At 36.3% G+C, this 23,055-nt stretch carries 28 protein-coding genes and 1 pseudogene; 16 read left to right on the top strand and 13 right to left on the bottom strand.

Translation table 11 applies throughout. The features are described 5' to 3' along the window. Positions 1 to 21: 21 nt before the first annotated feature. Complete coding sequence (solA, locus tag MHH88_RS06770; RefSeq protein ID WP_339262004.1) at positions 22 to 1,140, bottom strand: N-methyl-L-tryptophan oxidase; 1,119 nt, start codon at positions 1,138 to 1,140, stop codon at positions 22 to 24. A 239-nt stretch (positions 1,141 to 1,379) separates the two neighbouring features. Further along, positions 1,380 to 2,012, bottom strand: coding sequence for a nitroreductase family protein (locus MHH88_RS06775; protein WP_339262006.1), 633 nt, complete (start codon positions 2,010 to 2,012; stop codon positions 1,380 to 1,382). Positions 2,013 to 2,142: 130 nt separating this feature from the next. Between MHH88_RS06775 and MHH88_RS06780 the strand changes: the two genes are divergently transcribed. Next, positions 2,143 to 2,487 (top strand): helix-turn-helix domain-containing protein, encoded by a 345-nt coding sequence (locus tag MHH88_RS06780; RefSeq protein ID WP_024361405.1) that lies wholly within the window; start codon positions 2,143 to 2,145, stop codon positions 2,485 to 2,487. Positions 2,488 to 2,687: 200 nt separating this feature from the next. On the opposite strand, the gene MHH88_RS06785 is transcribed toward MHH88_RS06780, so the two are convergent. Then, on the bottom strand, positions 2,688 to 4,034 hold the full coding sequence (locus MHH88_RS06785) for a solute carrier family 23 protein (RefSeq protein ID WP_339262008.1): 1,347 nt from the start codon (positions 4,032 to 4,034) through the stop codon (positions 2,688 to 2,690). 98 nt (positions 4,035 to 4,132) lie between these two features. Next, entirely contained in the window at positions 4,133 to 5,503 is a 1,371-nt protein-coding gene (gene guaD, locus MHH88_RS06790; protein ID WP_339262010.1) for a guanine deaminase, read from the bottom strand. Between the two features lie 504 nt (positions 5,504 to 6,007). Here guaD and MHH88_RS06795 point away from each other — a divergent pair. Beyond that, entirely contained in the window at positions 6,008 to 7,201 is a 1,194-nt protein-coding gene (locus MHH88_RS06795) for a YbfB/YjiJ family MFS transporter (RefSeq protein WP_339262012.1), read from the top strand. Between the two features lie 155 nt (positions 7,202 to 7,356). Beyond that, positions 7,357 to 8,406: an Rpn family recombination-promoting nuclease/putative transposase gene (locus MHH88_RS06800; RefSeq protein WP_339262014.1), complete on the top strand. Its 1,050-nt coding sequence runs from the start codon at positions 7,357 to 7,359 to the stop codon at positions 8,404 to 8,406. A gap of 56 nt (positions 8,407 to 8,462) precedes the next feature. On the opposite strand, the gene MHH88_RS06805 is transcribed toward MHH88_RS06800, so the two are convergent. From MHH88_RS06805 to MHH88_RS06830, 6 genes are all read right to left on the bottom strand, one after another. Continuing rightward, positions 8,463 to 9,173 carry an ABC transporter permease gene (locus tag MHH88_RS06805; protein ID WP_339262016.1) on the bottom strand — a complete coding sequence of 237 codons (711 nt, stop codon included), beginning with the start codon at positions 9,171 to 9,173 and terminating at the stop codon, positions 8,463 to 8,465. A 16-nt stretch (positions 9,174 to 9,189) separates the two neighbouring features. Further along, the gene (locus tag MHH88_RS06810) at positions 9,190 to 10,068 is read right to left on the bottom strand and encodes an ABC transporter ATP-binding protein (RefSeq protein ID WP_339262018.1); all 879 of its coding nucleotides are present in this window, start codon (positions 10,066 to 10,068) and stop codon (positions 9,190 to 9,192) included. 82 nt (positions 10,069 to 10,150) lie between these two features. Then, positions 10,151 to 11,053: a hypothetical protein gene (locus tag MHH88_RS06815; RefSeq protein WP_339262020.1), complete on the bottom strand. Its 903-nt coding sequence runs from the start codon at positions 11,051 to 11,053 to the stop codon at positions 10,151 to 10,153. 420 nt (positions 11,054 to 11,473) lie between these two features. Beyond that, complete coding sequence (locus tag MHH88_RS06820; protein WP_069511972.1) at positions 11,474 to 11,785, bottom strand: hypothetical protein; 312 nt, start codon at positions 11,783 to 11,785, stop codon at positions 11,474 to 11,476. A 194-nt stretch (positions 11,786 to 11,979) separates the two neighbouring features. Continuing rightward, entirely contained in the window at positions 11,980 to 12,840 is an 861-nt protein-coding gene (locus MHH88_RS06825) for a YitT family protein (RefSeq protein ID WP_107895238.1), read from the bottom strand. Positions 12,841 to 12,883: 43 nt separating this feature from the next. Then, complete coding sequence (locus MHH88_RS06830; protein WP_339262022.1) at positions 12,884 to 13,423, bottom strand: helix-turn-helix domain-containing protein; 540 nt, start codon at positions 13,421 to 13,423, stop codon at positions 12,884 to 12,886. Positions 13,424 to 13,815: 392 nt separating this feature from the next. On the opposite strand from MHH88_RS06830, the gene MHH88_RS06835 reads away from it, so the two are divergent. After that, the gene (locus tag MHH88_RS06835) at positions 13,816 to 14,259 is read left to right on the top strand and encodes a hypothetical protein (RefSeq protein WP_339262024.1); all 444 of its coding nucleotides are present in this window, start codon (positions 13,816 to 13,818) and stop codon (positions 14,257 to 14,259) included. Positions 14,260 to 14,605: 346 nt separating this feature from the next. Continuing rightward, positions 14,606 to 15,760: a hypothetical protein gene (locus MHH88_RS06840; protein WP_339262026.1), complete on the top strand. Its 1,155-nt coding sequence runs from the start codon at positions 14,606 to 14,608 to the stop codon at positions 15,758 to 15,760. An 83-nt stretch (positions 15,761 to 15,843) separates the two neighbouring features. Here MHH88_RS06840 and MHH88_RS06845 read toward each other — a convergent pair whose 3' ends face one another. From MHH88_RS06845 to MHH88_RS06855, 3 genes are all read right to left on the bottom strand, one after another. After that, positions 15,844 to 15,999, bottom strand: coding sequence for a hypothetical protein (locus MHH88_RS06845; protein ID WP_339263158.1), 156 nt, complete (start codon positions 15,997 to 15,999; stop codon positions 15,844 to 15,846). Position 16,000: 1 nt separating this feature from the next. Next, on the bottom strand, positions 16,001 to 17,428 hold the full coding sequence (locus MHH88_RS06850; protein ID WP_339262027.1) for a recombinase family protein: 1,428 nt from the start codon (positions 17,426 to 17,428) through the stop codon (positions 16,001 to 16,003). Between the two features lie 264 nt (positions 17,429 to 17,692). Next, positions 17,693 to 18,328: a hypothetical protein gene (locus tag MHH88_RS06855; RefSeq protein ID WP_339262029.1), complete on the bottom strand. Its 636-nt coding sequence runs from the start codon at positions 18,326 to 18,328 to the stop codon at positions 17,693 to 17,695. A gap of 131 nt (positions 18,329 to 18,459) precedes the next feature. Between MHH88_RS06855 and MHH88_RS06860 the strand changes: the two genes are divergently transcribed. From MHH88_RS06860 to MHH88_RS06910, 11 genes and pseudogenes are all read left to right on the top strand, one after another. Next, positions 18,460 to 18,642, top strand: coding sequence for a helix-turn-helix transcriptional regulator (locus MHH88_RS06860; RefSeq protein ID WP_339262031.1), 183 nt, complete (start codon positions 18,460 to 18,462; stop codon positions 18,640 to 18,642). Between the two features lie 226 nt (positions 18,643 to 18,868). After that, positions 18,869 to 19,018 (top strand): hypothetical protein, encoded by a 150-nt coding sequence (locus MHH88_RS06865; RefSeq protein ID WP_339262033.1) that lies wholly within the window; start codon positions 18,869 to 18,871, stop codon positions 19,016 to 19,018. Positions 19,019 to 19,102: 84 nt separating this feature from the next. Next, the gene (locus MHH88_RS06870; protein WP_339262035.1) at positions 19,103 to 19,393 is read left to right on the top strand and encodes a hypothetical protein; all 291 of its coding nucleotides are present in this window, start codon (positions 19,103 to 19,105) and stop codon (positions 19,391 to 19,393) included. 80 nt (positions 19,394 to 19,473) lie between these two features. Beyond that, a pseudogene (locus tag MHH88_RS06875) lies at positions 19,474 to 19,621 on the top strand (AbrB/MazE/SpoVT family DNA-binding domain-containing protein); the annotation flags it as partial. Then, positions 19,595 to 19,744, top strand: a complete 150-nt coding sequence (locus tag MHH88_RS06880; RefSeq protein WP_339263160.1) for a hypothetical protein — start codon at positions 19,595 to 19,597, stop codon at positions 19,742 to 19,744. The pseudogene MHH88_RS06875 and the gene MHH88_RS06880, both read left to right, overlap by 27 nt. 462 nt (positions 19,745 to 20,206) lie before the next feature. After that, positions 20,207 to 21,049: a hypothetical protein gene (locus tag MHH88_RS06885; RefSeq protein ID WP_339262037.1), complete on the top strand. Its 843-nt coding sequence runs from the start codon at positions 20,207 to 20,209 to the stop codon at positions 21,047 to 21,049. 21 nt (positions 21,050 to 21,070) lie between these two features. Next, positions 21,071 to 21,892, top strand: a complete 822-nt coding sequence (locus MHH88_RS06890) for a hypothetical protein (protein WP_339262038.1) — start codon at positions 21,071 to 21,073, stop codon at positions 21,890 to 21,892. After that, positions 21,885 to 22,112, top strand: a complete 228-nt coding sequence (locus tag MHH88_RS06895; RefSeq protein ID WP_339262040.1) for a hypothetical protein — start codon at positions 21,885 to 21,887, stop codon at positions 22,110 to 22,112. The genes MHH88_RS06890 and MHH88_RS06895 overlap by 8 nt, the downstream gene beginning before the upstream one ends. Before the next feature lie 11 nt (positions 22,113 to 22,123). Continuing rightward, positions 22,124 to 22,330 carry a hypothetical protein gene (locus MHH88_RS06900; RefSeq protein WP_339262042.1) on the top strand — a complete coding sequence of 69 codons (207 nt, stop codon included), beginning with the start codon at positions 22,124 to 22,126 and terminating at the stop codon, positions 22,328 to 22,330. Positions 22,331 to 22,355: 25 nt separating this feature from the next. After that, entirely contained in the window at positions 22,356 to 22,550 is a 195-nt protein-coding gene (locus MHH88_RS06905; protein ID WP_339262044.1) for a hypothetical protein, read from the top strand. Positions 22,551 to 22,572: 22 nt separating this feature from the next. Next, complete coding sequence (locus MHH88_RS06910; RefSeq protein ID WP_339262046.1) at positions 22,573 to 22,989, top strand: transcriptional regulator; 417 nt, start codon at positions 22,573 to 22,575, stop codon at positions 22,987 to 22,989. Positions 22,990 to 23,055 lie beyond the last annotated feature (66 nt).

Below are 23,055 nucleotides of genomic sequence, written 5' to 3' on the forward strand. Positions count from 1 at the left end.
ATTTCTCTTGGTTGTTGTGATTTAGGCAAAGCGATTAAGCTGAAAAAGTGATAAATCTTGCTTGCTTGTACCATTTAAAATAAGTTCTGTTAATACTTCGCCAACTGCGCTACTAAATTTGAAGCCATGACCAGAAAATCCTGCAGCAATGACAATATTGCGATGATTAGGTAAAAAATCAATGATAAAGTGTTCATCAGGTGTCACAGAATATTTACATGTTTTGCCGAATGCAAGTGCACCATGCTGTGGCATAAAGCGATTGATAAAATGTTGTAAATCAGCAGCATCCTGATTATCGAATGGACGCATTGGCTCATTAGGGTCAATCGGCTCACCACCATCATGGCGACCTAGTTTCAAGCCTGCCCCATGAATGCTGGGAAAACCGTAATAGGCACAATCATCAAATTCGAAACAGTAGGCGGGGAACGTAGTGTCACGATAAAGCTGTTCGTCTGCTTCAAACCAAGCAAATGTTTTGCGTGTGGGTGTAATAGGTAATGAAAGATTCATGGTTTGGAGCAATTCCGATGCCCAAGCACCTGCTGTTATAATGAGTTTTTTTGCCTCATAAAAACCACTATCTGTATGTATCAGTACAATGTCTTCGGTCTTAATAGCGTGGACCTTTTCATTTGTATGTAAAAGGGCACCTTGTGCTAATGCTAACTTTTTATAGGCAGCGATACAAGCTTCTACATGCAATACACCAGCAGTTGGTTCATAGCACACTACTAAATCCTCAGGCAATGCTAATCCAGGCCATTTTTCCATCGCTTCGGCGGCTGTATACTGTTCTAAAGGTAAATCGTATAGCTTCGCGCTTCTTCTAACATTTTGAAGAAAGGTATGATCTGATTGACCAACATTCATCACACCTGTTTGTAAAAACAAAGATTCATTTGTTTCCGCTTCAAGTTCTTTCCAAAGTTGTCCTGCGCGTAGTACGAAAGGGACATAACTAGCTCCTTCACCGTAAGCAAAGCGAATAATTCTTGTTTCGCCATGGTGGCTGCCCTCTTCATGTGGTGGATCAAAAGCATCGAGCATAAGGACGTTTTTTCCTGCCTTCGCTAAATAATAACCAGCCGCCATTCCCATTGAACCAGCGCCCACAATAATGACATCATAAATCATAATCATCCCTACTTTCTTTTTCTAGTATAGCAAAATAAAATGAGAATTTTGCAACAACTTATATAGGGATTATAGGAAAACACGCAAAGGTTGGGACATTACTAAAAAGAAGGGTTGTTAAAGGGACAACTCTTGCTTAGATCGAATAAACGCATGATGAAATGAGCAAAAAAGTGTTAGATTGATGGCAGTCAATCTAACACTTTCTCTAACCTGTTAGCCAACAGATTATTACTTATTTAAATAAAACGAGCAATGTCTTTTAATGGTAAACGTGATGAACCATAAGCAGGTGCTGCAGCTTTCCCGATTGCAATAAGAACAACAGGGAAAATATGCTCTGGTAATTCAAAACGCTTAGCAAATTTCTCTTTATCAAATCCGCCCATTGTCACCGTATCATACCCTTTTTCTTTCGCAATCAGCATCAGTTGCATGGAAATAAGACCTGCATCAAATGTAGCAATATTTTTTCTGACTTCAAGTGGTGCAGCTGGGTAAGTACGTAGAGTATTCGTAATCATTAAATCTTTCTGTGCTTCACCCATATGCCCTTCTGCTACATTTTGCGTGTAAATTTGTTCAACTTGCTTATACATTTCGGCATTGCCTAACACTGCAATAATGGCAGAAGATGTTTCAACTTGTTCTTGGTTATTGGCAATAGCACGTAGTTCTGTTTTTACAGCTTCGTCTTGAATGACTAGGAATCTCCATGGTTGCAAGTTACTAGATGACGGAGCGCTAGTGGCTTCTTGAATAATTGCTTCAAGCTCTACTTGTGGAATTTTAAAAGCGGGATCATAGACGCGAACGGATTTACGCTCTTCCATAATTGTATATAGATTGGATTGTGTTTTAGTTGTCGACATAATGTCCTCCTTAAAACTTACTAATGGTAAGTTGATGATTAGAATCTTACCATTAGTAAGTTTATTCGTCAAATAAAAAATATTTTGTGTGCTACAATAGAATAAGGAATTACAGACAGGAGGTTATGAGATGACACAATCAAACTGTTCACATATATGTAGTAGCTATCATCAGGCAATAGAGTTTATAGGGAAACGTTGGATGGGAATGATTATTTATACTTTGTTGCCTGGTCCAAAAAGGTATCATGAAATTCATGCCACAATACCCGGCATTTCTGATCGTTTACTAACAGAACGCTTAAATGAGCTTGTGAATGCAGGACTAATTGAAAAAAAATACATTGATTCATCGATAAAAAAGGTAGAATATGCATTAACGCCAAATGGCTTAGCATTTCAGGAAGTCATAGCGTCAATTCAAAAATGGATTGATTTATGTGAATTTGAGAAAATGACAAAAGAGACAACATAAAAAGCCAAAATACCTCAAGTGCTTGAGGTGTTATGGCTTTTTTATTTGTAACTATTTGTAATGACTTTTATTGTTTTGCCAATATCTTTATCCTTCCTATAAAGTTTGTACTTTTTTGCCTTTATATTATAGGATTTACTTAAGACAAAAAGACTGTAGATAAACCCCCTTTGAGTGTATCTACAGTCTCCAAACCTTACCTATTTAACATTTGGTAATACTTTATTTAACATAATGGCAACGAGCGCAGCTGTTGCTATTGGAGAGCCGAATAAATATTGAACCGTTGTAGGTAAAGCATATAAAAAATCTTTTGGTAATAGTGTTAACGCTAATGTTAAAATAACTGGAACAGCGATGACGTACATTTCTTTTTCGCCAATATGTTCATTTTTCATTACTTGCAACCCGCTAATGGCGATAATGCCACAGACGATGACAAAGACGCCACCGATCACTGCTGAAGGAATGGCAGAGATTAAGGCAGCCAATTTACCGGAAAACCCGAACAAAATAAACCAAAAACCTGCAACGATAAAGATACGACGGCTTGCAATACCTGTGATGGAAATAACCCCTGCATTTGTTGAATAGCCAGTTACCGGTGTAGAACCTAGTAATGAGGCGATGAAACAGCCAATACCCTCACCAATTACCCCACGATTAATTTGTCTATCTGTCAATGGTTTATCAATTACATTACTTACAGCAAACCATGTACCCGTCGTTTCAGCCATTAAGACAATATAGATAATCACCATTGTTAAAATAGCTGAAAAGTTAAATGTAAAGCCGTAATCTACAAAAGGCAATTGCGGTAAGCTAAACCAATTTGCTTTTCCAACAGCCGATAAATCTAAAATACCCATAATATTTGCAGCGACACAACCGATAAGCAACGCGATAATAACGGAGGCAATACGAAATACTCGACCTTTTTGACGGAATACAGAGCCTAGCATTACGCAGACAATTAATACGGTAGCTGAAATCAGCGCCAAGTATATGTTTTGGCTAATCGTAGCACCAGCGCCTTCAAAAATATTACTACTTAAACCAACGGGCATAAGCGATAAGCCAACGACGAAAATAATTGTACCGCCTACAATTGGGGGAATAAATGTTTTAACAATTTTGTTGAAAATACCTGTATAGCCTAAAATGATGACAAAAATGGCCCCGATTAGACTTGCACCCAGTACAGCGCTCCAACCAAGTTCGCCACTGCCACTTGCGGCATAGATACCAACTATCGCTCCTAATGGTACATACGAGGGTCCTTGTGCGATTGGAAGCTTCATGCAGAAATGACTTTGGACAATCGTCGCAATCCCTGCTGCGATAAATGTTGATTGTATTAAAGCACTTGCTTGTCCTGATTGCATGCCTATTAACATTGCAATTAGGAAAGGAACTACATAGACGTCCATGGCCATTAAATGCTGTAAACCTAGAAGAGCGGATTGACCGAATGGTACTTTGTCATCGGGTAAAACGGTTAAATGTGCGGTATTGCTGTTTGCTAAATTGTTTTTTTGCGTTTCCACTTAGATGCCCACCTCAAAATGTTAAGTTTATAAATAAAACGACTTAGTGACCTTCACCTGTTGCTACAGAGAAGGGGGAGACCACTGTTCGCGTTAGATTATTCTGTTCTTTCGTGCACTTTAATGCCTTGCACCCATACTTCTCGAATATTTTCAGGACGTACAAGATACATGATTTTTTGGAAGATATCGATCAGTTCTTCTTTGTTATCAAAGATTGGTAGTTTAGCAGATGCTACTTTTGTATCGATTACTTGAACATCCCATGTATAGTTTTCTTGTAAGCGACCAATTGGAAGACTTAAACTTTCACCACCGCCAGCTGTTGCTAAATAGAATGCTTCGTTGATAGTAATGCGCGAATTTGGCACGCCACGTTTGTCTGCAGGAAGTGCTGTATTCACACCATCTTCCAACATTCTAGATGACATTACCGCCTGTCTTGCATTATCAAAAAGACTAGGTGAGAAGCCACCTGAAATGTCTGAGCCTAAACCGATATCTACACCTTTTGCATGGAAGCGGGCAATTGGAATAACACTGTTAGCAAAATAAGCATTTGAAATTGGACAATGGCCGATAGCAGTACCAGTTTCAGCAAATAGTGTGGCATCTTCATCGTTTAAGAAATTACAATGTGCCATAACAGACTTATCACCTAATAGACCAAAATCATGTAAAGCGTAGGCATCATTTTTGTTGAAGCGATCTTGCACGTAACTATGTTCCCAGTCGCTTTCACTACAATGAGATTGAATATGTGTATCATACTTAGCTGCCAATTCACCTAAACCTTTTAAAGCACTATCTGTACAACTTGGAATAAAGCGAGGTGTTACAACAGGATATACGCCTTGTTTGGTAGATTTTGCTAATTCTTTAACAGCTAAAATAAACTCTTCTGTATCCGCTAATGCTGTTGCCGTATTTGCATCTCGATAAAATGCAGGGTTTTGTTCAGGGTCATCCATGACAACTTTCCCAACAAGACCACGTTGTCCTTTTGTAGCACAGATTTCAGCTAATAATAGACTTGCTTCCTTATGAACTGTTGCAAAGTACAACGATGTTGTTGTGCCATTGGCAAGAAGGGTACTTACTAAATCTTCATAGACCTCTTTCGCAAATGCTAAGTCCGAGAACTTCGATTCGATAGGGAAAGTATAGGTGTTGAGCCAGTCATATAGGGGGATATCTAGAGCAGTACCGGCTTGAGCCCATTGTGGTGCATGGACATGCAAATCGACAAAGCCAGGGAAGAAATACTGGCCATCAGTTAATTGGTAGAAATTTTCTTTCCCTTTATATGTATGTAGTACTGTTTGATAGTCAGGATGTTCTGGCGCAATCGTTTTTTCGATTATTCCGTCCGCGTTAATACAAAACAGGTAGTCTTGTAAAATTTGTACTTCTTTGGAAGACTTACTTGAAAAAGCAGTCCCTTTAAAAATTTGCGTATATTTAAACATAGTTTACACATCAATGTTCGTATTTTGTTATCAGCAGGGAATATTATAGGATAAAAAAACTGTGAAGTCTACGAAAAAACGAATATTTTTACTTTTTGCCTGATGTAGAATATAGTGAAAAAATGAGGCTTGGCAAATTAATAATTTCTATATAAACTATAAATGAGAATTATTATCATAGTTAATTGTGGGAAATTCGGAATAGGTAGGGGATATATAAGATTTTCAGGAAATGCTCAAAAGGAGGGGATTGAAAGGACATGCTTAGTAAGAAACTAAGCCTAATTATGGGTGTGTTGGTATTTTTTGCTTATAGTATTACTTGTTATTAGTTTAAAAGCTAATTATTAAATGAATCGCTTAATCGACGACTCAAGTGTTAATGCTTGGGTCTTTTTTGTATACCTCCCTTTATTATTTTGAATATTGGTAAAATTTATAAATTTAATTGCTTTATTAATGAGCATTCAGTATCCTTTTATTAACAAAGGGGGAGAGGATGCGATGAATCGTCAACACATTGGTATTTTATTTGGGGGAGTACTTTTACTAGTTGTAGCGATGGGGATTAGCCGTTTTGCATTTACGCCGATTTTGCCGTTTATGCGGGAAGATGCTGGCTTTTCATTTGAGGTTGCAGGCTTTTTAGCATCTAGTAATTATATTGGTTATTTTATTGGGGCATTATGGGCGGGATTTATTTACCGACAGCGGAAACATGTTTTACTGTTGAGTGTAGTATTAAATGTCATTTCTGTTGTGCTTATGGGGCTAATTGAGCTTTATAGTGTTTGGCTTGTTCTGCGATTAATTGCAGGGATTACAGGGGGACTTATCTTTGTTTTAACTTCTAGTATCATTATGGATTATTTAGCCAAACAAACGCTCACAAAGTGGTCAGGCTATTTATTTAGTGGTATAGGGCTTGGTATTGCCATTTCAGGTTTATTCGTACCTTTTATTGAAGCACGTTTTGCTTGGCAAGGTGCTTGGATTGGCTTAGGTATTTTATCTGCACTATTTTTAGTGATTACGTTTCTATTATGGAGAAATTTACAAGTTCATGATAGCGTGAAAGTAACGAAAACGGCAGGTGCAAAAATGTCGCGCGGTTTTATGCCTTGGCTAATTGCGGCATACGGGTTTGAGGGGCTTGGTTATATTATAACAGGCACATTTTTAGTGGATATTATTCACAACATTCCATCGCTCCAAGCATTTTCTTCTTATAGTTGGGTCATTGTTGGTGTAGCGGCTATTCCATCTGCTCCAGTTTGGACAGTGCTATTAGAGAAGTTTTCTGCAATAAAAATTTTATTTGTGGCTTACATACTACAAGTGCTAGGGATTTTGTTGCCGGTATTTTCACAAACAGTATGGAGTGTGCTATTGTCTTCATTTTTATTTGGTTTAACATTCGTCGGTATTGTTACGTTAACAACCGCCTATGCTAGACAGCTATTTCCAACACAGAGCGGTCCAGTTGTGTCATTGTTGACAACGTTCTATGCGTTTGGACAAATCATCGGACCAATTATAGCTGGACAACTTGTTGTCATTTTTAGTAGCTACAAGGCAGCACTCATTTTTGCAGGCAGCATTGTATTGCTAGGACTGATTGTGATGTTATGTGGTAAATGGATTGTGTTAAAACAACAAGAGAAGATAGCCAATTTAAACATGCAATCCAACCATTAGTTAAGGGTGCCTGACACCCGGAATATTCTGAATTGTTTGTGCCTAGTACCGGTCACTCTGAATATTCAGAATCGTTCAAGTGTCAGGCACCTTTTTCGTTTTTTTCTAAATCAAAAAAATGTTATAATTGTGGTAAATCAATTGGAGTAATGCGCATGAGTGTAAAGACTTTTCGTAAAATCCCACTTGAAAAATTTATAGATTTAAAAGTAGATTATGCTTTTAAACAATTATTTGGTACGGATAAGAATAAGGCTATTACTATAGTATTCCTGAATGCTTTATTAAATCGTACAGGGAGAAACGCTATTAAAGAAGTTACTTTTATAAGTCAAGAATTTGGTAGTGAACATGTAGATGATAAGCAATCTCGCTTGGATATTTTAGTGAAAACACAAGATGATTTATTTATTAATGTTGAAATTCAATTAACCAATCAATACGATATGATGAAACGAACACTGTACTATTGGTCAAGAATTTATACTTCGCAACTTCGTAAAGGGATGGGGTATCATAAATTACGACCGACAATTACTATAAATATTTGTAATTTTACATTATTTGAACACACAAAAAATTATCATTCTATTTTTCGACTCTATGATAATCAAGATAATTTGAAAATGGATGATGTACTTGAAATACATTTTATCGATATTAATCGATTTATACAGCAATGGTATGCAAAACAATTGGATTCTTTTAAAAATGTCCTGGATAGATGGTTAATGCTACTGGGAATGGTTGATGGACGTAAAGCGAAAGTCTATGAAGAAATTTATTTAGAATTGGAGGAGCTTGCGATGAAGGATGAGGAGTTATTCAATGCTATGAATGTTTGGCAAGATTTAAGTCAATCCCCTGAAGATTATTATGCATATCAATCTCGTTTGAAATATATCCTTGATGAGGCGGCGAAGCTAGAAGATACAAAATATATAGCTGAGCAAGAAGGGCTATTGAAAGGAATAGAACAAGGAATAGAACAAGGAATAGAACAAGGAATAGAGCAGGGGATAGAACAAGGAATAGAGCAGGGGATAGCACAGGGAATAGAACAAGGCATTAAACACGGAGAAAAAAAGGTGCAGAAGGACATTGCGTTAAAGTTATTGAAGAGAGAAACCAATATTGAAACAATCGCAGAACTAACAGAGCTAACAATTACTGAAATTAACCAGTTAAAAGAATTACTTGATTAAATCTTTAGGTGCCGGGCACTCGAAATTTTCACAATTGTATGGGTGCCAGGCACTTCTTACATTTTCCTTTTTCGATTCAACATAAAAAAGTATAACCATATTACCAGTATGCTATAAATAAAAATCCAAATAAATTGCCAATAAAAAACGGCTGGTATTACGTTGATGCTATCATCTGAACTCATCATTTCTAAAGAAAGATATACAGGGGGTAAGAGCCATATAAGACCCTTTACTAGTAAAATAACGCTTTTTAACGAGGCAATAGCTAAAGAAATAATTAAGATACTAAGTACACCCCACCAAGAATTTTGTCTATTTTTGACTAGTTCCCTTGTGAAAATGGCAGAGAGTGCAATAGCTAGCATAGAAAGACTAAAATGAGCTAGGAAGCCCAATATGATATGCGATAAACTTGGTCTTTCACCAAATGCACCAATTGTTATAGGGTACAACACTGACACACAGCTTAGACAAAAGCCAATTACGATACAAATCAAATAAAGCGTAACAAAATACACATTTTGCCCTTTAGCATGTAGTATAGTAATGACTTTTTGTCCTTCGTCCTCCGCATGAAATATTGTTACTGTAAACCATCCCATAAGTAAAAAGAGAAGAGTCGAAGTAAATGAGTAACTGTCCAATATTGGATTTGGTACAAATGCATAATTGACTACCGTACATAAGATGAAAATGAAAAAAGGTGGAAGGTATTTGTAAGTCCTTATATAGTTACTGAATTGATAGTGTAATAAACTCATCATGTATTTAATAAACCTCCTAGAAATGGGTATAAAATTGTTCTTTCTTTGAATTTAGAGGCATGAGCTGTTTAATGGAAGCTTCGTGTTGAAGTAAAGTCAAAAGGGCTTTGTCCGTATCCTTTCTTTTTACAGTTATTGTAAGCTCTTGATTGCCATTACTTAATGTGCGCATTTGTTTGATTTGGATAAAGGAAAGTATTGACTCAAGTGATTTGTGGTTGGGAAACTCAAACACTATTTGATTGTTTTGGTTAGAAGCTTCTGAAAATGATTCCAGTTGTTTCACTTGGCTGCCTTCAATTAATAAAATCCGATCCACCAGGTTTTCCAATAATTTGGTTTCGTGACAGGTTAATATAATACTATATCCTTTCTCTTTTAAAGACAAAAGGATTTTTTCTAATTCATTTTGGGCACGAGGATCAAGTCCAGATAAAGGTTCATCCAAAATTAGAAGATGTGTTTCATCAAGCATTGCCTGCATAATCATAATCTTTTGCTTCATTCCTTTTGAGAAATGAGTCATTCGTGTCGAACGAGCCTCCTGCATATTGAATATCTCAAGCAATTGATCTATTTTTTGCTGTAAAGGCTTCCGAGGTATGCCACTTATTTTACCCATATGAAAAAGATACTCTTCAGGCGTAAAGAGTACATGTTGAGGAGTAATTTCGGGGACGTACCCAATTTTTAAAGATTGTACATGTTTGATAACTGCGCCACTATCTGAATCGACGATACCGCCAATAATTTTTAGTAGCGTACTTTTACCAGAACCATTCTTCCCTACAAGTGCTAAAATCTCCTCTCCATAGATGGAAAATGAAATGTTATCTAAAATTTTCTTTGTTTTAAATTGTTTAGAAATCTTTTGTACTTCCATTAATGTATTCATTCGTACACACCTTTTTTATTAGTGATTTGTGCCAGTCACCCTAAATTTTCAGAATTGTTTGAGTGACAGGCACGTAAAAGAATCAGGTACTGTAATATTTATTTAGTGCTGTTTCTAAGCGTTCTTCTAAATGTTGCGAAATATAGCCAACAACAAACTGCTCTTTTTCCATTTCAATTTGCGAGGATTTGAAAATTTTGGCGAAAAACCCTGACTTATTCTCCAAAGAGTATTGCTGTAGTGCCTCCGTGCGAAGAGTTGAAACGATTTCGTTTTCAATATGACGCTCACGGATTTTTTTGACGATATCTTTGACACTACCTTCTTGTAACTCCACCATTTGCTTTTGAAGATGCTCATTTAAATGCTTCAATTCGGCTGTTTCATTTTGAATTTCCTCTATTTGGCGGCTTGATTCGGAAGAGAGCTCTTGTAGATTTTGCGCTAAAAAATCTTGATTAATGGTAATGTGCAATGTCCCTTGTTTTTCATCTGGTTCCATATGAAATAAACCAGTTTGTATCATTTGCTGAAGGACACTACCTAATACATCGACTTTATGGGCTAAATTATCCGTAAAATCAAGAGTAGTGGCAGTAATTTGATGTTTAATCTGCTGATGGCTGTCATCAATACCTAGCAGTAGTTTTAGACCTTTAACACGGTATTCATCCTTCAAAAGTAGAATCATGCGAAGCCGTAAAATAGCAGGGAGGTCTAAGCGAATATTAGTAGTTTGATGATTAGAGGCGCTATCAAAAATATACTGATCAAAAGGTTTGATATAATAACGCAGCATAGCATCTGTTATTTCAAACCAACCTGCAACTTCTGAAATGCTATAATATTCTTTTTCATGGATATGTGTTAAATAGGCATCACCATAAAGTGTTTCTACTAATGGTGTATGTTGTAGTACGACAAACAATGGATCATGTTGCACAATTCCGAGTACCAACTCTTTTGCATTACTTATTTCTAGCATTGCTTCTACACCTCACTTTATTTTTCTTGAACTAAACTCTCTACTAGGTTTCTATTCTTTTAAGTGCAAATGTATGCCTATTTAAAGTAGGATTATTTGATGTTTTAAGGCTTTCTAGCGAGATAGTAGTTTGTTAAATGGAGAAGTGAGAAAACCTCTTACATTAATGGCGTGCTTCCCAAATCAAGAATGGTGGTAAACCGAGGTTTTAACTAAGCACGAATGCTAGGGCGAATATAGAAGAGTCAATTGCAGTCAGCCATAAAGAAATCTTGTTAATTAAAAACAAATAGCTCTTTACTGGTTACAAGACCTTTTTTCAAAATGGATATTTCAAAAAAGTTGACCTTTTCTTTAATGACCATGAGCTTACAAAATTCACTTTGAAACCTATGTTTATTGAATGCAGTACAAATATGTCTACTTTAATAACAGTGGGTGGATAGAAATCAGATGATTGCTTATTAGCTGTTCAGTGAGCATTTCTTGCATTTCAGTAAATATAATGGTGTCCTTTATTAGAATTTGCATCTCAGTATACTTATACTGACATTGAAATTCTCGAATATACTGCGTTATAATCGGCAAATTATCGTTATTTTTGATTTCTACTTCCACAAAAAAAGGCAAAGTTAATTGAGGTGGTGAAAAACAACCGCGGCGAATCCAAATAGCTTCATTTACATAATAACGAATTGGCAATTGGCGATCACTTGCTATAAATAAGTCCATTAAGTTCTCCTTCAAAATGTCTAAGAATTATAATAATTATAGCTTTTTTAGTTGAAATTGTCTTGAAAGAGCCTTTAGATCAAGCATCGAGTGTGTCAAATGCTAGTCTTTTTTTTAGTAGCATCAAGGGTCTGACCAATTCCACGGAAAACAACAAAAAAGTAAGCAAGTGATGCACTTGCTTACTTTTTTGATTAGTGAATATCACGTTTTTTGAAATTGCCACCGCGCACTTCTGAAACATCAGAAATGACGACAAACGCACTGCTATCAATATCTTTAATAATGGATACCAATTTATTTTCTTCCATACGGTTAATGACACAGTTTAATATTTCAGTTGGTTCGTTTGAAAATCCGCCGCGCCCTTGTGTATAAGTAACACCACGTCCTAAACGAGCTTGAATGGCGTCCCCAATTTCCTCAGATTTTGCACTGACAACACGGACGTCTTTGGATTTTTCTAAACCAACTTGAATAATATCAATCACGTTTTTCGCAATATAGTACGTTAAAGCGGAATATAAAGCACTCTCTAATCCGAAAATAAAGCTTGCCCCTAAGAAAATAAAGGCATTAATAAATAATATAATATCTCCGACTGAAAACGGTATTTTACGTGATAGTAACACGGCTAATACTTCAGAGCCATCTAAAGCACCACCATTACGTAAAACAATTCCTATCCCAATTCCAAGTAACATACCACCAGATAAAACGATTAATAAAGGATCATTTGGTCCTAAAATGGTTTTAACATCATGTAAAAGTACTGTGGAAATCGATAACGCTGCAATCCCAGCACAACTCATTAATGCAAATGTTTTTCCTACTTGTTTGTAGCCGATGTAGATAAACGGAATATTTAATACAAAGAGTAGCACGCCTAATGGAATTTCAAATAAATGGGCACCCATAATACTAAGACCTGTAACGCCACCATCAATTACATTGTTTGGTATTAATACAGCTTCAAGTCCGTATGCAGCGATAATCGCCCCTATAATAATCATGATAAATTTTCGTATATTTTCAAGTGACTTGCTTTTTTTCATAAATCTTCTCCATTTCCTTACAAATTAAATCCTGTTTTGTTACTTACGATTTTGGAATAATATTTACTGCGATTGTTTTTAATTCCGTTGCATTGCTGGAATCGGACATATTATAGTATTTCGTTAATAAGTCGTTCAAATCATTTTGAAAGTGGTTAAACTGTTCTTTCGTTAAGGATAAGTCAAGTAATGAAAAAGTTGCAGAATCTACGATATGTTCATTTTCTTCACATAAGTTTAAATAATTTTGATACTGGGACAGTAGAGCTAATTGATAGTATGAAATATAATTGAGTTTTTGCTTTTTCGTGAGTATTGACCAATCCTCCTTACTTATTTTTGCAGCATCTTCATTTAATGCATAAAATTTTTCCGTTACAGAACGTACTTTTCGCTCCTTCACAATTTTAATTATGCTTTCATCCACTAATATTTGAATGTGGCGATATAAAGTAGCTTGCGGTACATCTTTAATAACAGAAATCATCTCTAACGTACTTAAGCCTTCGTCTGTATTATGCATCAGCGCTTGTAAAATTTTCATTCTCACAGGATGCATTAAAACCTCTGCTTTATTACGCATCAACGAGCCTCCTAATTGAAGAAAAAATGATATGTAGACAAGAAAAAACAAATGTTATCAATTTGAGAACATTATCAAAAAATATATTATATTTTTACCCAAATGTACAGTAAAATGCTACCGGAATTTTTAAATCATTATGTATGCTATGGTACATGTCACTCATATTTGACATAACACACTTGCATAAAAAATTAATGCAAAATAGGAGACGCGACAAATCAGAACTCCTTCAATTCAATCAAGGGTACACTATTTCTTTTACAATTATAAAGGAAGTTAGGCTATCGAAATCTTTTTAACTTAGTGGTGTAGTGCTACTAGAACTTTTGTATAATTTTTCCTTCTAATATTAAAATTAACAAATTTGAGGAGGGAAGGAGGGATAATAGTTGGTAAGTACGTCTGTATTAAAAAAATTGGTTGTGCCAATGGTGTATGTAGCCGAATGGATTTTGTTCTTTTATGTTTTTCTCTGCATTGGTGCTTTCAATCTGGTGAATTTCACAAATGTTATTGCTGTAGATATGGCTTGGGAGGAACCCACTAACTTAACAACGTCCTTCGTAAACTCATTGTTGCGAGTGTTGGGTATAGGCTTGATTTGTTTCTTATACATCAAGTTTTTAGCAGGCAATAGAGCTTATAAACGCTTCAAAGAAGTGGTGTGGGGCGTTTTATTCGCTATAAATACAGTAAGTTGTGTGATTTGTGGGAGCATCGTTTATGGTTTTAATTTCATTCATGCTGATGGAATGTTACTGTTAATAACTGCTTTTGTTAGTGCACTTTTAACAATTCAAATTATAATGAAACAGGATTTTGAAGTGAGATAAAAAATTTTATTTTAGGTTGGTCATAACAACACTAATCGTTTACAAACTAATGAGCATATGGATACTCACACCATGTATTAGAGTACCATTTAAAAATCAAAATAGATTCTTATCTAGTGGGAATTTTGCTCATAGTTATCATCGAATAATACATTGGTAAACTTTTATTATATAAAAATAGTAATAATAACCATAAAAGTATATAGTAATAAAAGATACTGAATTCTAGTTAATTTTGAAGTATCTAATTTAATAAACTTTTTTTGATAATTTATGAAACATTTTCTGTAGAAAAAGCGTATAAATATTAGTAACAACAATCTGTTAAATTAAGGAGAAATAAAGTATGAAAAAACCATTTAAAAAAACTTGGATGATTGCTTCAGCATTTACACTAGGGATGGCTGTCCTGACACCACTTCAAGCGGGAGCTACAACATTAGAAACAAAGGATAGTAATATTAATGTTCAAATAGAACAAAAAATATCTGGAACTATTAAAGAAGTCTTCGGTGATGGCATAAACTTAAAAGGAATAGATGGTGAAAATTACTTTATTAGTTTTAGTAAATTTTCTAATGAACAAATTGAAAAAATGAACTTAGTAGTAGGACAAGAAATTTCTATAGAAGGTAAAGTAGTAGATGATTATTCAGACTTTTATACATTTGAGGTGTATAAAAAAGACCTTCCTAAAGAGGTAACTAAGGAAGATTTAGGGAAATTAGAAAAGTTATTTAACGAAATAAAGAAGTTAGAAAAAGAAGCGTCAGATGATGTTGATAAAGAAGTAACTGAAGAAGAGCTTGAAAAGAAATATGAAGAAATCGAAAAAGTTTATGAGGAAATGTATAAAATTACAAAACCTTATATATTAGCTAATTGGCAGCCAGAGACTTTTGAACAATATTTAGAAGGCTTTGGGTTTAGTGAGGGAAATATAGCTATTAAAGACAATGATAAAAAACAGCTTCAAGCGATTTATGAAGAGTGGGTAAAGCTTGAAAAAAGTGGTGATGAAGAAAAAGCTAATGTAAAATATGAAGAGTTGTATACAATCCTTCAACCATATCTTGATGAATTATACCCACCACAAACGTTTGAAGAATACATGGAAGGAATGGAATTAGACATTCCTGCTGAAACGATGGCGAAGTTAAAAACGTTATATGAAGATGCTCAAAAAGCTGAAAATGATGAGAATATGGAGTTGTCTGAAACGGTATGGAATCAATTCCATGATCTTCTTAGTCAATTCATCGAGCCGTTAACATTTGAAGAATACATGTCTGATTATGACTTCGAAGTTAGTAAAGAAGATAAAGAGCAATTAAAAAAGCTGTATGAAGAAGCCATGAAACTTGAGAATGAAAAGGCTGAAGAAAAATGGGAAGCGTTTTACAACATTCTAGAACCTTATTTTGCATTAAATAAAGAAATTTTATTCTTCGCTTCTAAACTAACAATAAACAATCAAGATTATCTTCCACAATCAGAATAATCTTAACCATAAAAAATAATTCAGCCATCTGCTAGTAATCGACAATCGATAATAGCAGATGGCCTTTAAATTTTCTATAAGATTTATAGTAAAAACATTGCCACAATGGTCGTTACAATAAGACCAATCGCTACAGGCAATAAATTGCGCCTTGCAAGCTCAAATGGACTTACATTGCAAATCGCAGCTGCTGGAATGAGCGCCCATGGAATAAGTGTACCGCCACCAATAAAAGACATATTATTTAGCTATAACAATGGTTATTTCTCTAGCTTGTTTACTGCTCCTATAATCATCCTTTGTATCAACGACTATTTGTTCGAAGATGGTGGTCATTAATTGCTTACGTTCGGTATCATCGGCATTGATCCATAGGGTATCAATATTGCGTACAATCGCCCGGATTTCATCATGATGGCGATCGTCCAGCAGCTGTATCTTTTTTAAACTTGCTTGAATTTCTTTTTCTTTGTTACGCAATTTTTCGCTGTCTCGAATTAACTCATCAATACCAATAATATCATGTTCAAACATCGTTTTTTTCTTGTGTAAAAGCTTTTGCACAACAGCTAATTCCTGTTGTAATGCAGTCAATTGTGCTGCTGGAAAGGTAGCATCACCCTCATTACTTGTAAAATGGCCACCGACCAAGTCATCCCATTGTGCAAAAATGGCTTGCACTAAATTACTTTCTAAAATCATATGACTAGTACAAGCTTTACCAGCTTTCTTACCAGAACATCGGTATGTTTTTTTCTTGCCTGCTTTATGACCAGCCATCGAATGCCCACAGCGTGCACATTTTAAAAGCGAGGAAAAATAGTAATTGCTCGTTTCGCGCTTGCCACCTAATGTTCTACGCTTATCCAACAAATCTTGTAGTGCCCAAAATTCATCTCGATTGATAATGCGTTCATGATTACCTTCAAATAGCACCCGTTCGCGCGGTGGTTTTTTTATGTCTTTTGGATTTAAGCTAAACATTAAATAACCCGCGTATGTCGGATTATTGGCAATATCCCGCACACTATCGACATGCCATTGTCCGCCTTTTCGAGTAGGGACACCTTTACTCGTTAATTGCTTGGCAATTGTGTAAAACCCCAATGTTTTTGCTAATGTAAATATATCCCTGATAATTTGAGCCTCTTCTTCATCCATCATTAATGCACCATTTACTACTTGATAGCCATAGGGAGGGGTGCCACCTTTCCAGTAGCCCAACTTCACTTTCTTTTCCATGCCTAAACGCACCCGTTCAGCGGTATTTTCTCGCTCCCATTGCGCAATCGCCGCTACCAACGTAATAAACAAACGTCCCATTGCATTAGTCGTGTCGTACACTTCCGTAGCCGATTTAAATTTACATTCATATTGGTCCAATTCAGCCAAAATCGTATGCAAATCAGGCACAGAGCGAGTTAAACGATCCAGCTTATAGACAAGTAAAACATCAATGCCCCCTTGTTGAATACGCTGTAACATTGCTTGAAAATGGGGGCGATTTAAATCTTTAGCAGAATAGCCATCATCGACGTAAGGCGCCTCAACAATGTCCCAACCTTGTGAAACACAATAAGCCTCTAATTTTTCAATTTGTGCAGCAATCGAAAACCCATGCTTCGCCTGTTCATCGGTACTAACGCGAACATAGATAACGCATTTCATCGCTATGTCACTCCTACACTTAGTGTTACTAGATACTAAAATGCCTGTAACGAAAGAGCATTTATATAACATAATTTATTACGAGCATCCTTTGTTTAAGACTATACTTTATCTGTTAATGTCACAAATATTCTGAAACGATGTGGGACAATAAGTACCACGATACAAAAACAAGAATGGTTTATCTTAATGGAAGGTTGTCATAATGAAAGTGGGATTTGAGTCAATGTACATAACAGAAGACTGATTGAAGGTTTAAATTAATTAGCTTCTCCAAATATTTTCAAAAGTTTGTGCTTCGAGTTGAAGTGCTTGAAGGATTTTAGGGTTTGCTTGCGTGGCTACATGTAATTTAGCTGTTTTCACGTTTAACACAGCAAATACAATGTTTGGTGGATAAGGGTCTTTCGATTGTGCTTCTAACATTAAAGTTAGGATTGGTTGAATATTTCGTTCATTAATTTTTTCCGTGTTCCCTTTAAAAAATAATTTTATTAAGTGGGGTACGCCGTCAATCACTAAACCCAGTTCGGGAGATGAACGGACTACTAAGCCATTAGTAGATGTCCACATGGATTTAGGTGGATCAAACCATTCAATTTTCTTGTTACGTGTAAATTTTTTAAATGCCTTGATGGCTTCGGTATAGGAATTGATTTTTCGTTCGTGAACTTCAGTTAGTAATGAATCTAAATGATCAAGAGATTGATTTTGCTCATAGCACAATTTAATACGTTCTCGTAACTGCTTCCAATGATCTTTTACTGGATGATACTCGCCTTGATTTTTAATGTCATTAATTTTGTTCATCTTTGCCAGCATAGTTTGCCTAACGGTGAAATCAATAAATTGTGTTAAACCGACAGAAAATTTCACATTTTCTAATGTCGAAATTTTCAATCACCTTCCTTTCTATAATCATTTTAACAGAAAAGACATCCAATGGGGACGGTAATTTCATTTAGGGTACCAACAAGACCAACAGCCATTTTATCGATGCAGTGCAATACGTTTTTAAAGGAGGTACAGCGATGTTAGAAGATTTAGGGGCACAAATTAGATCAGAATTATTCAAACGTAAAATGAGCCAAAAAGAGCTTGCGAAAATGGTCGGTATTTCGAGCGCTTATTTATCCGACATTATTCGAGGGCGTAAAGATGGTCCAAGGGCTCAGGAACATATTAAACATATTCGTAAAATTTTATGTATTTAAAATTCATAACTAATGCTGAAGCTGTTACAGGCTTCTAGTAAGAATCAAAAGGAGATTTCTATGAACACAACTAACTTACAATGGCGAGCAATGTCAGATGATGAGAAACAAGCTGAATTGATGAAGAAAATGAAAGGAGCACATACCTGCTAATCTAATTTGTAATTTGTCTTAACGAAAGTGACAAGCCCATTCGACATATTCTGATAAAAAAGGAGTGTGGGATATGAAGGCCGTAAAGATGACGGAAGAAAAGGTTCGCAAATTGTTACCGATCATTGAAAGTATTCTTTCACGGGAATATGGAAGGAAAGTAACACTAAAGGATCTAACTGTGGGTGGTATTACGGTTTATAAAGATGATTGCGCGAAATAGCGCAGTCACAAAATTTTTGGGACAGGCTCAGTAATGATTGCTTGTGGGGAATCCAGCAAAACTAAACGAAAGGATTGATCAGGAATGAAATTAGCTCAAGCAGTATCAAAAATCGCAGAATTGCCAAAGATTTTGGAACAATACGGAATAGCGCCAGAAGATGTTTTGAAAATAGAGTATAACTTTCGTAGTATCAATGATACGCATGTAGACGTTCATCTATATTCTAGAGAATCTATTGAGAAGTTAGGTGACTTTCATGCAGAGAATATCAAAAGCGATGCTGGTGATATCTGGACACATTATAAAGTTGTGAAAGCAGGTATTTCATTTATGTCTTGCAAGCGTCAGCAAGACTGTATAAAACTTGGATGACAGTGAGGTGGGCGTGTGGAAATGGACAGGAAAATACCAGTAAATCATGTGGGAAAATCACAAACCAGGAGGAATTTAGGATGAAATCAACAGGTATTGTTCGTAAAGTCGATGAATTAGGGCGTGTAGTCATTCCAATGGAGCTTCGTCGTAACATTAGGTATTAAGGAGAAGGATCCGATAGAAATTTACGTAGATGGTGTGAAAATTGTATTGAAAAAATATGAATCTAGTGTTGATAGAGAAGAAAAAGAGCAAGTCATCAAAGATTTAAAACGTATTGAAAACCATGCCAACAATCCGAATTTAAAAGCAACAATTCGGCGAGCCATTAGCTTACTTACGTCATAAAAAAAGCTGGTTAACTGGCAGGTTAACCAACATACAAAAAAACAAATTCAATTAAATTATGAAGCGGTTGCAGCGATTCGTCAAGCCGCTTCTTTATAAAACATGCTGTTATGTACAAACGTTATGAGTGGAGTTCGTGGAACGAAACATGAAACGGTTTTACGGTGCTGGAATATCAGTTATATCAAGGGTTTGAATAGATGTAGAAAATGAACGTGGAACGGTATCTGAAACGAACCTAGAACGAACAGGGAACGAACGCAGAACGAACGTGGAACAAATATAAAAATATTAAGAGGGAGTGGAGGAAACATGGATGGGTGGATTAAGTTACATCGGAAGATAACCGAACATGAGATTTGGAGTGATGTCATGACCTTCCGTTTGTTCATGCTCCTCTTGATTAAGGCAACACATCAAGAAACCAAGATGAAAGGGATTGTTTTGCAAAGGGGATAGTACGTGCGTTCGTATTCGAAGTTAGCGGAAGATTTAGGTTACAAAGAGGGTGGACGAGGGCTAAAAACGCCTTCTAAAAGTACCGTTTCGCGTTCCGTTAAGAAACTGATTGATAACGGTATGATTGCTGTACATGAAACGGAACATGGAACGGTATTTACAGTGCTGAAATACGAGCTGTATCAGGGGTTTGAAGCGCCTATAGAAAACCAACCTGGAACGGTATCTGAAACGAACCCAGAACGAATGCAGAACGAACCCGAAACGAACGTGGAACGAACCCAGAACGAAAACAAGAATGCAAAGAACAATAAGAATGCTAAGAATGCAAAGAAAGATAAAAAAGATACCTCTCCGAAAAAGCGTGTACGTGTGTACCAGGAGTCTGACATCCCTTACCGTTTGGCACTTACATTGTGCGAGGGCATCCTTGCGAATAATCCAGCGTATCGGTTTAGACCGAGCAAAGAGGATGCGTTACAAAAATGGGCGGATGTAGCACGGCTCATGATGGATAAGGATCAACGTACAAAGGAGCAGATAGCCTATGTAATTAATTGGAGCCAAAAGAATAGTTTTTGGAGTGGCAATATCCAGTCGATGAGTACACTACGAGAGCAGTATGACAAGCTTATTGTGCAGATTAAAAATGAACAACAAAACGACCAACGTAAAGTCGAGCAGCAGCAAGAAAGACATATCGGTCCTGTGCCTGAATGGTTTAAGAATCGCAACAAGGAACAGCGAGATACATCCCTATCACCTGAGGAAGCAGCGTATTTTGAAGCGGAACGGCAAAAGGTGTTAGCTATGTTAGGCAAACGGGATACACAACAGAGTAGTTAGTTTAGGCCAACGAAAAGTGTGGTGAATTGGTTGTTAACTAAAAAGCAAATACGGCAACAACGGTTGGCGCTATGTATAAAGCAGTTACAGACTTCAGAAGCATGTAAAACTTGTGAATTAAAAGAAGCATATGAAAACGAGGGAAAGGGCATATGGAATACAGTTCAGTGCAAGGAAAGTGGTTGTGAGGTATTCAGCAAGTTACTTGGTATAGGCGAAGCATTAGAAAACCTTTCCCGACAAAAGAAGGAGGCGCAAATGGCAAGCACATTAACTGCAGAGCGTTATCAAACTTTAAAGTCAAAAGGGAAAACAGATAAGCAAATCATGAAAGAATTTGGCTATCATCATCAGTCATTTACTAAGTGGAAACGAGAACAGGGGCTAATTAAACCAAGCGATGAAACACCATCACCTTCTAAACTACTAAAGGAGAATGAAGTGTGCACGAATTCAAACCAATCATTCTCTAAAAAAGACAAGCTGTTACCTAAAAACGAGGAAACGGTCACAAAACCTCAAGAGGTGTTAACGGAGTCTGACTTGAAGAAAATATTTAATGAGCTGTTTCGGCTTGAAAAAAGTGAAAAATCGTTGATAAAAGAGCGAGATGAATTGCTTCAACAAGTTGCACAATATGAACAAACCATACTGGATCTTGAACAAACAGCTGATAGTATGCGAGGAAATCTCGAAGAAACACTTTCTAAATTGGATCTATTGGAGCATGAGTATTTAGTGATGACAAACAGTAGAATGACAGCAAACTATCAACGATCACAACAACTTAACTCGCTGCTCATGCAAGAAGTCCTAGCACTACGAGAGGCACACGATGAGTAAGTGGTTGCAAGAAAGAGAACAGGACAAGCCTTCACGTGTTATTCATGCGATTGCTGGTGGTGATACCAATCTAAAGCAGCCATACATTATAGCGTTTGTTGTAAGTGGTGCTAGGAAGGAAAGTGATTACTTACAGGTTGCTTTACACCACCAACGAACAATGACTTATTTAAAGAAGCTGAAACAGAATGAGCACACGGAAACGATTAACTCAGAATAGGAGTGAAGCTTATGCTTTATAGAAAAGTTGTAGTGAAAATAGTAAGAGAACCTGATTACGCACAGCATGAAAGACATTTACTAAAGCTTGAACAAGATTACGAATTGCGTTCGCTTTATCACGCAATAAAATTTAACGATCCAGTTGAACGTGAACGAAGCAAAAAGCGCCTAAAAGAAATACATGGAGAGCTTGAATGTCTCTCATTACCCTATTAAAAGAGCAGGAGGCTACATACTGAATATGTTGTGTCCAAAGCGTATAAGTGAAATCGAGGAGCGGTTTATCACCGCTTCTCTGTTAGAAGAAGATATACACTATCTTTTCCGTATCGCAAAAATGGCCATTGAACTTCAAGAACAAAATGAAATGAAAAACAAGTTGATTATCCGCATGCACAACAAGAAACCGGTACGCAACTACGTGCCATCTACATAACTAGAAGCGGAGGGGGTGCAGTATGACTTCGTTATCGCGCAGTGAAGTACAAACTATTGAAAAGTATTGGATTGATTATGAAGTGTATAAAAAGAAATTAAAATTTCGTGAATGGGAGTTGTTGCATCCACAAAATGAACAAGGTGAGATGGTTGGGGGACGTAGTAATACGATTTCCGATACAACAGCCAAAAAAGCTACTGTACTTGCAAACGATGCTTACTATCAAAATTTAAAACGCATCATAAAGACTGTGGAAGACCTATACAGGGACTTGGACGAGGATATGCGCACCATTGTAGATATGCGTTATTGGGACAAGGATGGTTGTTACGAGTGGGAGGATATAGCTGACAGGCTGTATATTTCACGCCACAAAGTATTGCGTAAACGTAACATTTTGATTGATAAAACTGCTGAAAGAATTGGATGGGTATAGAACATGTTTTATTGAATAGATTTCCCCTTTTTTAAGTAGAATTAAAAATCCTATATAAACTAGGTA

Origin of the sequence: Lysinibacillus sp. FSL K6-3209 (genome assembly GCF_037976175.1) — a bacterium.
GTDB classification, from domain to species: Bacteria; Bacillota; Bacilli; order Bacillales_A; family Planococcaceae; genus Lysinibacillus; species Lysinibacillus sphaericus_D.